Annotated in this window: 10 protein-coding genes and 1 tRNA gene; 6 read left to right on the top strand and 5 right to left on the bottom strand. The window is 65.4% G+C overall.

Features of this window, described 5'->3' with window-relative positions; genetic code table 11:
• Position 1: 1 nt before the first annotated feature.
• Positions 2-78 (bottom strand) — tRNA-Pro (locus tag JHC36_RS03585).
• Positions 79-131: 53 nt separating this feature from the next.
• Positions 132-1,109, bottom strand: a complete 978-nt coding sequence (locus JHC36_RS03580; protein ID WP_353846114.1) for a polyprenyl synthetase family protein — start codon at positions 1,107-1,109, stop codon at positions 132-134.
• A 153-nt stretch (positions 1,110-1,262) separates the two neighbouring features.
• On the opposite strand from JHC36_RS03580, the gene rplU reads away from it, so the two are divergent.
• From rplU to proB, 4 genes are all read left to right on the top strand, one after another.
• Positions 1,263-1,574 (top strand): 50S ribosomal protein L21, encoded by a 312-nt coding sequence (rplU, locus tag JHC36_RS03575; RefSeq protein ID WP_124223836.1) that lies wholly within the window; start codon positions 1,263-1,265, stop codon positions 1,572-1,574.
• Between the two features lie 12 nt (positions 1,575-1,586).
• Entirely contained in the window at positions 1,587-1,844 is a 258-nt protein-coding gene (rpmA, locus tag JHC36_RS03570; RefSeq protein WP_124223839.1) for a 50S ribosomal protein L27, read from the top strand.
• 218 nt (positions 1,845-2,062) lie between these two features.
• Positions 2,063-3,181 (top strand): Obg family GTPase CgtA, encoded by a 1,119-nt coding sequence (gene cgtA, locus JHC36_RS03565; RefSeq protein WP_124223841.1) that lies wholly within the window; start codon positions 2,063-2,065, stop codon positions 3,179-3,181.
• Between the two features lie 30 nt (positions 3,182-3,211).
• A complete protein-coding gene (proB, locus tag JHC36_RS03560) occupies positions 3,212-4,354 on the top strand; it encodes a glutamate 5-kinase (protein ID WP_124223843.1) in 1,143 nt (380 codons plus the stop codon).
• Positions 4,355-4,415: 61 nt separating this feature from the next.
• Here the strand turns inward: proB and JHC36_RS03555 are convergent, their stop codons facing one another.
• The gene (locus JHC36_RS03555) at positions 4,416-4,976 is read right to left on the bottom strand and encodes a CNP1-like family protein (RefSeq protein ID WP_287915955.1); all 561 of its coding nucleotides are present in this window, start codon (positions 4,974-4,976) and stop codon (positions 4,416-4,418) included.
• Entirely contained in the window at positions 4,963-5,646 is a 684-nt protein-coding gene (locus JHC36_RS03550) for an RNA pyrophosphohydrolase (RefSeq protein ID WP_287915952.1), read from the bottom strand. The genes JHC36_RS03555 and JHC36_RS03550 overlap by 14 nt, the downstream gene beginning before the upstream one ends.
• A gap of 148 nt (positions 5,647-5,794) precedes the next feature.
• Between JHC36_RS03550 and JHC36_RS03545 the strand changes: the two genes are divergently transcribed.
• Positions 5,795-7,561, top strand: a complete 1,767-nt coding sequence (locus JHC36_RS03545; protein WP_287915950.1) for a proline--tRNA ligase — start codon at positions 5,795-5,797, stop codon at positions 7,559-7,561.
• Positions 7,562-7,616: 55 nt separating this feature from the next.
• The gene (locus JHC36_RS03540) at positions 7,617-8,237 is read left to right on the top strand and encodes a lytic transglycosylase domain-containing protein (protein ID WP_287915948.1); all 621 of its coding nucleotides are present in this window, start codon (positions 7,617-7,619) and stop codon (positions 8,235-8,237) included.
• A 247-nt stretch (positions 8,238-8,484) separates the two neighbouring features.
• On the opposite strand, the gene JHC36_RS03535 is transcribed toward JHC36_RS03540, so the two are convergent.
• A partial coding sequence (locus JHC36_RS03535; protein ID WP_503006824.1) for a glutaredoxin family protein occupies positions 8,485-8,632 on the bottom strand: 148 nt, incomplete at its 5' end.

Below are 8,632 nucleotides of genomic sequence, written 5' to 3'. Positions count from 1 at the left end.
CTGGTCGGGGTGAGAGGATTCGAACCTCCGGCCTCTACGTCCCGAACGTAGCGCTCTACCAGGCTAAGCTACACCCCGAAAAGCTTCTGTTGCGACCGATCGAATTCGCGATCGACGCGGCATCACTCCTGTCAGTGACGTCGCTCCAGAAGCTGAGTCGCCAATTGTAGCAAACCCTGGCTGTAGGCATTTTCGGGCAGGCCGCCCGCCGCTTCGGCTGCCCGCAGGGCTTCGGCGCGTGCCGCCTCCATACTGGCTTCGATGGCACCGGTTCGCTGCACGATCTGAACGATGGCGTCGAGTTGGTCGCAGCCGCCGGTTTCGATGGCGCTGCGGACCAGTGCAGCGTGTTCGGCGCTTGCGCGGCGCATGGCAAAGATCAAGGGCAGCGTCGCCTTGCCTTCGCGCAAATCATCGCCGAGGTTTTTGCCCAGCTCTTGCGGTGCACCGGTGTAGTCGAGCACGTCGTCGACCACTTGAAAGGCGGTGCCCAGCGCTTGTCCGTAGGTGGCGCAGCGGCGCTCGGTCTCGTCGTCGGCGCCGGCCAGTACGGCGCCAATGCGCGCACTGGCTTCGAAGAGCTTGGCGGTTTTGGAGCGTATGACCTGGAGGTAGCTTTCTTCGCTGAGCGATGCGTCGTGCATGTTCATCAGCTGCAGCACCTCGCCTTCAGCGATCACGTTGGTCGCGTCGGCCAGGATGCGCATGATGCGCATGTCGCCGACATCGACCATCATCTGGAAGGCGCGTGAGTAGAGGAAGTCGCCAACCAGGACGCTGGCGGCATTGCCGAAGGTCTCATTGGCCGTTGCGCGGCCGCGGCGCAGGGTCGATTCGTCGACCACGTCGTCGTGCAGCAGGGTCGCTGTGTGGATGAATTCGACCACCGCAGCGAGCGTGTGGCGCTCGCGTCGCTGGCAACCGAGGGCTTGCGCCGTCAAGAGCAGCAGCACCGGGCGCAGGCGTTTGCCGCCGGCGCCGATGATGTAGCGAGCGACTTCGCCCACCAGCGGGACGCTCGATTCCAGGCGCTCTGCGATGACGCGATCGACTGCGGCGAGATCGTCATGGACGAGTTCTTGAAAACTGAGGGCAGGGGCTGAAGTCAAGGCGTATCCCAGGGGCGAAGCTGTCCTGATTATAGAAAGCGCCGTTTCGAAGGGCGTGTTGCCAGCCGGGCCGTGGGTAGCGCGGGTCGGAGTTTTGTTATACTCGCGGGCTCTGCGGAAATCCGTCTGCAGATACTCACAGAAGAGGTTTACATGTACGCGGTCATAAAAACCGGTGGCAAGCAATATCGGGTTGCAGCCGGCGACAAAATCAAAGTAGAACAGATTGCTGCGGACGTAGGCCAGGAAATCGTGATCGACCAGGTTCTGGCCGTCGGAAACGGCGCCGAGATCAAGGTGGGTACGCCCCTGGTGTCCGGTGCGACGGTCAAGGCCACGGTCGTGGCCCATGGCAAGCACGACAAGGTGCGCATTTTCAAACTGCGCCGTCGCAAGCACTATCAGAAGCATCAAGGGCATCGCCAGCAGTTCACCGAACTGCAAATCGGGGCGATCACGGCTTAAGGAGCATCAGTCATGGCACAGAAAAAAGGCGGCGGCTCTACGCGCAACGGACGCGATTCCAAGCCGAAGATGCTCGGTGTCAAGGCGTTCGGTGGAGAGCGTGTCTCGGCCGGCGCAATCATCGTGCGGCAACGGGGAACGCGTTTCCACCCCGGCGTGAACGTGGGTATCGGCAAAGACCACACGCTGTTCTCGCTGGTCGACGGTCAGGTGACCTTCGCGGTCAAAGGGCCTCTGAACCGGCACACGGTGAGCGTGACGCCGCTCTGAGCGTCTTGCCCTGCATCGTCAAAGCCCCGCCTGGTCGGGGCTTTTTCGTTGCAGGGCTTGCCCTTGCTCGGAAGCGGATGCGCCGACGCCGCGTCTGAGCTTAGGGCTTGGACGGTGCGGATGGGTCCCCATCTGTAGGGATTGGGCGCGAGACCAGGCACCTCCTGGCCGCCGTGCGTGAGGGTTTGGATTTTTGAGGGTGTAGAACGGAGCCGACCATGAAGTTCGTCGATGAAGCATACGTGGAGGTCATCGCGGGCGATGGCGGGAACGGGTGCGTCTCGTTTCGACACGAGAAGTACAAGGAATTTGGCGGGCCCAACGGCGGCGATGGTGGCCGCGGGGGCCATGTCTGGGCGGTCGCCGATGCCAGTCTGAATACGCTGGTGGATTTCCGCTACACCCGGCGATTCGAAGCCAAACGCGGCCAGCATGGCATGGGCTCAGACATGTTCGGGGCGGCGGGCGATGACATCACGCTGAAGTTGCCCGTGGGCACGGTCATCAGCGATGCCGAAACCGGCGAGGTGCTCTACGAACTGCTCAAACCCGGCGAGCGCATCCTGATCGCCAAGGGCGGCGACGGGGGGTTCGGCAACATGCGCTTCAAGAGCGCGATCAACCGTGCGCCGCGACAGAAGACACCGGGTTGGCCGGGTGAGCGTAAAAGCCTCAAGCTCGAACTGAAGGTGCTCGCCGATGTGGGACTGCTCGGGATGCCCAATGCGGGTAAGTCCACGTTGATTGCGGCGATTTCGAACGCGCGGCCGAAGATTGCCGACTATCCCTTCACGACCTTGCACCCCAACCTCGGTGTGGTGCGCGTCGGCCCGGAGCAGAGCTTCGTGGTGGCCGATGTGCCGGGTTTGATCGAGGGCGCCGCCGAAGGCGCGGGTCTCGGTCATCAATTCCTACGGCACCTGCAGCGCACCCGGCTGCTGCTGCATGTGGTCGATGTGGCGCCGTTCGACGAAACGGTGGACGTGGTGGCGCAGGCGCGTGCGATCGCGGCCGAGCTCAAGAAGTACGATCAGCAACTGTTTGAAAAGCCACGCTGGCTGGTGCTCAACAAGTGCGACATGCTCGACCCCGAGCTGCGTGCGGCCCGGATCAAGGACATCGTCAAGCGGCTGCGGTACAAAGGGCCGGTGTTCGAAATTTCGGCGTTGACGCACGAGGGTTGCGACACACTCATCCGCGCGGTGTACCAGCATCTGGAGGCGCAGCGCGTCCGGGAGCAGGTGCCCGAGGTGGTGGATCCCCGATTCAGCACGCCGGAGATGGACGCGAGCGCAACGGAGCCAGGCGCGACATCGGTTCAAAAAAGTGAGCATTGAGGCTCGAATTTACGCCCGCGTGGTGCCTAAATGACGGAAAAAAAGGTCAATCAGATCCTGCGCGGGGCGCAGCGGATCGTCGTCAAGGTCGGCTCGAGTCTGGTCACCGATGAGGGGCGCGGTCTCGATGAGCACGCGATCGGGGAGTGGGCGCGGCAGCTGTCGGCCCTGGTCGCGCAGGGGCGTGAGGTCGTGATGGTCTCGAGCGGTGCGATTGCCGAAGGGATGAAGCGGCTCGGCTGGTCGCAGCGGCCCAAGGAGTTGCACGAGCTTCAGGCGGCGGCGGCCGTGGGCCAAATGGGCCTGGCGCAAATGTACGAGTCGAAATTGCGCGCGCATGGCCTGGGCAGCGCCCAGGTGCTGCTGACGCATGCCGATCTCGCCGATCGGGAGCGTTACCTCAATGCCCGCTCGACGCTGCTGACCTTGCTGCGCTTGAAAGTGCTGCCGGTCATCAATGAAAACGACACGGTGGTCACGGACGAAATCAAGTTTGGCGACAACGACACCCTCGGCGCCTTGGTCGCTAACTTGATCGAGGCCGACGTGCTCGTCATCCTCACGGACCAAAAAGGGCTCTACACCGCCGACCCCCGCAAGGATCCCGCGGCCGAGCTCGTGCGCGAGGCACGCGCGGGTGATCCGGTGCTGGAGGCGATGGCCGGCGGCGCCGGCTCGAGCATCGGGCGCGGCGGCATGCTGACGAAGATCCTGGCGGCGCGACGGGCGGCGGGCTCCGGTGCGTCGACGGTCATCGCCTGGGGTCGGGAGCCCGAGGTGCTCCGGCGCTTGTTCGAGGGCGAGCCCATCGGCACCTTGCTCGTCGCGCAAACCGCGAAGAAGCAGGCGCGCAAGCAGTGGATGGCCGACCATTTGCAGCTGCGCGGGGCGGTCGAGGTGGATGCCGGGGCCGTCGAAAAGCTGCTTTGCGAGGGCAAAAGCCTGCTGCCCATCGGCATGGTGGGCGTCGAGGGTGAATTCGTTCGCGGCGACGTCATCGCCATTCGAAATCCGCAAGGCGCAGAAATCGCCCGCGGCCTGGCCAATTACTCGAGCGGCGAGGCCCGACTGCTGTGCCGCAAGCCGTCGAGCGAGATCGAAACTCTGCTTGGTTACGTTGCTGAGCCGGAGATGGTGCACCGGGACAACCTGGTCGTCACCGCGGCTCGGTGAGCCAAGGTTCAGGGTAAGGCTGAATCAGTTCCGACGGCGGAAGGGTCAGCGTCGCGTTCGCTCATTCGTAGCCGGTGACGCGCCCGGTCCGCAGGCGCCGCACGATCTCAGAGGCCGACCCCGCCACCGTGCGGCCTTCGCAGGCGCCGTTGCGGGCGATCATCCAGCTGAGCCGTCCAAGCGGGGTTTCTGACATGGGCTGCCAAGTCAGGTCCTGGGGCGCCATGACCCAGCCGGTGTCGGCCTGAAAGCGCGCCTCAATCCGGTATTCGGCGGTTTGGCAGCGCAGGCTGGCCCGCAAGGCGCTCGGCGCGCTGCCCTCGGCGGTCGTCCCCATGACGAGGACGAAATGCACGACGCCGTCTGGCGTGACCTCGACACCGGCGGGGTCGAGGGCGACGTTCAAGGTCGATCCACGGGTTTGGGGCAGACCGATCCACGTTGAGGGTGAGCTGGGGGCAGGCCAGGGCGGTGGCGCGTTCGGCGCGTCGCCGCTCTGGGCATGGGCTGCGCCGAGCGCGGTGGCGATGCTCCATGCAGCCAGCAGGTGCCCCACGAGCACCCGCCTGTGCGCACCCGCCATCTTGCGCAGCGGGCGCGTGGATGGCTCATGGACTTGCATGTCGGGCCTGCGCGGCATCGGGCTCGAGCGGGTCTCCCGCGCCGGCTTGGGGTTGCGCCCCGCCCCGTGAAGGATCGGGGTCGAAGCTCGCGCCGGGCGGCAATTCGATCGGCGGCTTGAGCATGCAGGGCCGGGGACGCGCGGGGGCCTCGTCGCGCCCACGCATGCTGCCGCGCAGGAAGCGATTGCTGCCTTCGCGCCGCGGCAGGTAGCGCGCCAGTTCGGTGAGCGCCATTTCGTAGACGCCCCGCTTGAATTCGACCACGGCGTCGAGCGGCACCCAGTAGTCGTTCCAGCGCCAAGCGTCAAATTCCGGATGGTCTGTGGCGCGCAGGTTCAGGTTCCAGTCCTGGGCCGTGAGCTGCAACAAATACCAGATTTGCTTCTGACCCTTGTAATGACCGCGGGAATCGCGGCGGATGTAGCGGTCTGGCACCTCGTAGCGCAGCCAGTCGCGGGTGCGGGCGATGATGCGCACGTGTTCGGGCCGCAGCCCGATTTCCTCGTGCAATTCGCGGTACATGGCCTGCTCGGGTGTTTCGCCCCGGTCGATGCCGCCCTGGGGGAACTGCCAGCTGTGGGTGCGGATGCGCTTACCCCAGAACACCTGGTTTTTCTGGTTGAGCAGGATGATGCCGACGTTGGGCCGAAAGCCTTCACGGTCAAGCATAATCAAACCCCAATTCTGTAGACTGCGGCCATTATGCCTGCCGGGGCGCGCGCTTCCAATGCGTGTCTACCCGCGGTGCTGGCCCGGGCCGCATCCGGCGGCGGCGCGCCGCCCAGTTGCCGCCCCGTTCATTTCCATACGCGAGTTCATGAAAGCCACCCAATTCCACATTGCCACCCTGCGCGAAGCCCCGGCCGACGCCGAAGTCATCAGCCACCGCCTGATGATGCGCGCCGGCATGATCAAACGCCTCGGCGCGGGCATTTACAACTACATGCCGCTGGGTCTGCGGGTGATCCGCAAGGTCGAGGCCATCGTGCGTGAGGAAATGAACCGCGCCGGCGCCGTCGAGCTGCTCATGCCGATCGTGCAACCCGCCGAGCTCTGGCAGGAGACGGGGCGCTTCGACAAAATGGGGCCGGAGCTGCTGCGCATCAAGGATCGGCACGGCCGCGACTTCGTCGTTCAGCCGACCAGCGAGGAAGTGATCACGGACATTGCGCGCCAGGATCTGCGCAGCTACAAGCAGCTGCCCAAAAATTTCTACCAGATCCAGACCAAGTTCCGCGACGAGCGCCGGCCGCGCTTTGGCCTGATGCGTGGGCGCGAATTCATCATGAAGGACGCCTACAGCTTCGACCGCGATGCCGCGGGTGCCCAGGCGAGCTATCAGGTCATGGCGCAGGCGTATCGGCGCATTTTTGACCGGTTTGGCCTCCGATACCGAGCCGTGGCGGCCGACAGCGGCGCCATCGGCGGCGACCTGTCCGAAGAGTTCCAGGTGATCGCTGCCACCGGCGAAGACGCCATTGTCTACTGCCCGACGAGCGACTATGCCGCCAACATGGAGAAGGCCGAGGCGCTGGCGCCCGAAGGGCCGCGGCCGGCGCCGACCGAGCCGCTGCAGCGCGTACCGACGCCGGGCAAGAGCACCTGCGCCGAGGTGGCTGAACTGCTGGGTGTGCCGCTGCAGCGCACGGTCAAGTCGCTGGTGTTGGCCACCGACACGCGCAACGAGGCGGGGGACATCACCGCGACCCGCATCTGGTTGCTGTTGCTGCGCGGCGACCACGACATGAACGAGGTCAAGGTCGGCAAGCTGCCCGGCATGGAGGGCGGCTATCGCTTCGCGACCCAAGCCGAGGTCGAAGCGCACTTTGGCTGCCGGCCGGGCTATCTGGGGCCGGTGGGCCTCCAGCAGCCGGTGACCGTCGTGGCCGACCGCGAAGTGGCGCTCATGGCCGACTGGATCTGCGGCGGCAACGAAGAAGACGTGCACCTCACCGGCGTGAACTGGGGCCGAGACCTGCCCGAGCCCGCGCTGGTCGCCGACCTGCGCAACGTGGTCGCCGGCGACCGCTCGCCCGACGGCAAGGGCGTGCTCGCGATCGAGCGCGGCATCGAGGTCGGCCATGTGTTCTATCTCGGCACCAAGTACAGCCGGGCGATGAACGCAAGCTTCCTCGGCGAGGACGGCAAACCCGCTTTCTTCGAAATGGGCTGCTACGGCATTGGCATCACGCGGTTGCCGGCGGCGGCGATCGAACAAAACCACGACGAGCGCGGCATCATCTGGCCCGACGCCATCGCGCCGTTCACGTTGGTGATTTGCCCCATCGGCATGGACCGCAGCGAGGCGGTGCGCAGTGCCGCCGAGTCGCTGCATGACGCGCTCGCCCAAGCCGGCGTGGACGTGATCCTCGACGACCGCGGCGAGCGCCCCGGCGCGATGTTCGCGGACTGGGAACTCATCGGCGTGCCGCACCGGGTGGTCATCTCCGAGCGCGGCCTCAAAGACGGCCGGGTGGAGTACCAACACCGGCGCGACACCGAAGCCACCGGCGTGGCCTTGAGCGAGCTGCACGCCTTCCTGGCTGCTCGCCTCGGCCTGGGGGTTCTGCCGGTCGCGCCATGAACGAGACGAGGGGCGTTCGCGCGGAACCGTGCTGCGCCAGGCCCCTGTTTGCGTGATGATTTCAAGAAGAAAACTGCTGATCCCAGCGTGGATCGGTCCTCTCGTGCTCTCTTTTCCGGAGCAATCTTGGGCGGGCGGGCAGATCGAGGAGCCGCTGGCCGACGCGGTGCGCAGCGCGTTGAGCGCTGCCATTGCGAACAGCGCGCCGCCGGTGCCCGAGTTTGCGACCACCGAGGCGCGGCTGCGCTACCTGCGCTGGATGGGCGCGATGATTTTCCGGCTGCGCAAGCGCAAGCCCGACTTCGACACCCGGCGCGAATTTCTGCAGACCGTCTGGTACGAAAGCCGCCGCGCCGGACTCGATGTGTCCTTGGTGCTGGGGCTGATCGAGGTCGAGAGCGGCTTTCGCAAATACGCGGTCAGCCCAGTGGGGGCGCGCGGCTACATGCAGGTGATGCCGTTTTGGGCGCGGCTCATCGGGGACGGCGATGCGAGCAAGCTCTTCCACATGCAGACCAACCTGCGCTTTGGCTGCGTGATCCTGCGGCACTACCTCGACCGTGAGCGCGGCGACCTGTTTCTGGCGCTGGGCCGCTACAACGGCAGCCGGGGGCGGCCCGAATACCCGAACGCGGTGTTCGCCGCACAGCGCAACTGGCGCTACGACGGCGTTTGAGGTCGGGCCTAAGGCAACGCTGAACAAGTCCCTCGCGCGTCGCGCATCCCAACTGCGGGCGGGCTGCGTCGTTGCAAATCCTCGCCATAGCTTCGGCTATGGCTGCGGTTTGCGCCTCGCATCCCATCCCGCCGCCGGGCGCGCGCCATCGCGGGAACTTATTCAGCGTTGCCCCAAACCCACACGGGTGCGTCGCGCATCCCGGCCCCGTGGCCGATCTCCGCGATCAGCCGTAATGGGACGCTGCTCAGACTTTGGCGCCGAGGAGTTGTTGCAGCTCGCCGCTTTCGTACATCTCCATCATGATGTCCGAGCCGCCGATGAACTCCCCCTTGATGTAGAGCTGCTGAATCGTTGGCCAGTTGCTGTATTCCTTGATGCCCTGGCGGATGGCT

Origin of the sequence: Tibeticola sp., from assembly GCF_022759015.1 — a bacterium.
GTDB lineage: Bacteria > Pseudomonadota > Gammaproteobacteria > Burkholderiales > Burkholderiaceae_C > Tibeticola > Tibeticola sediminis.
The sequence above is the reverse complement of the archived record's forward strand: the minus strand, read 5'-3'. Positions and strand labels throughout refer to the sequence as shown.

Excerpts from the sequence above, each read along its gene's own strand:
- rplU (WP_124223836.1), top strand. The coding sequence starts at position 1,263 with ATGTACGCGGTCATAAAAACCGGTGGCAAGCAATATCGGGTTGCAGCC.
- JHC36_RS03555 (WP_287915955.1), bottom strand. The coding sequence starts at position 4,976 with ATGCAAGTCCATGAGCCATCCACGCGCCCGCTGCGCAAGATGGCGGGT.
- rpmA (WP_124223839.1), top strand. The coding sequence starts at position 1,587 with ATGGCACAGAAAAAAGGCGGCGGCTCTACGCGCAACGGACGCGATTCC.
- JHC36_RS03550 (WP_287915952.1), bottom strand. The coding sequence starts at position 5,646 with ATGCTTGACCGTGAAGGCTTTCGGCCCAACGTCGGCATCATCCTGCTC.
- cgtA (WP_124223841.1), top strand. The coding sequence starts at position 2,063 with ATGAAGTTCGTCGATGAAGCATACGTGGAGGTCATCGCGGGCGATGGC.
- JHC36_RS03540 (WP_287915948.1), top strand. The coding sequence starts at position 7,617 with ATGATTTCAAGAAGAAAACTGCTGATCCCAGCGTGGATCGGTCCTCTC.
- proB (WP_124223843.1), top strand. The coding sequence starts at position 3,212 with ATGACGGAAAAAAAGGTCAATCAGATCCTGCGCGGGGCGCAGCGGATC.
- JHC36_RS03545 (WP_287915950.1), top strand. The coding sequence starts at position 5,795 with ATGAAAGCCACCCAATTCCACATTGCCACCCTGCGCGAAGCCCCGGCC.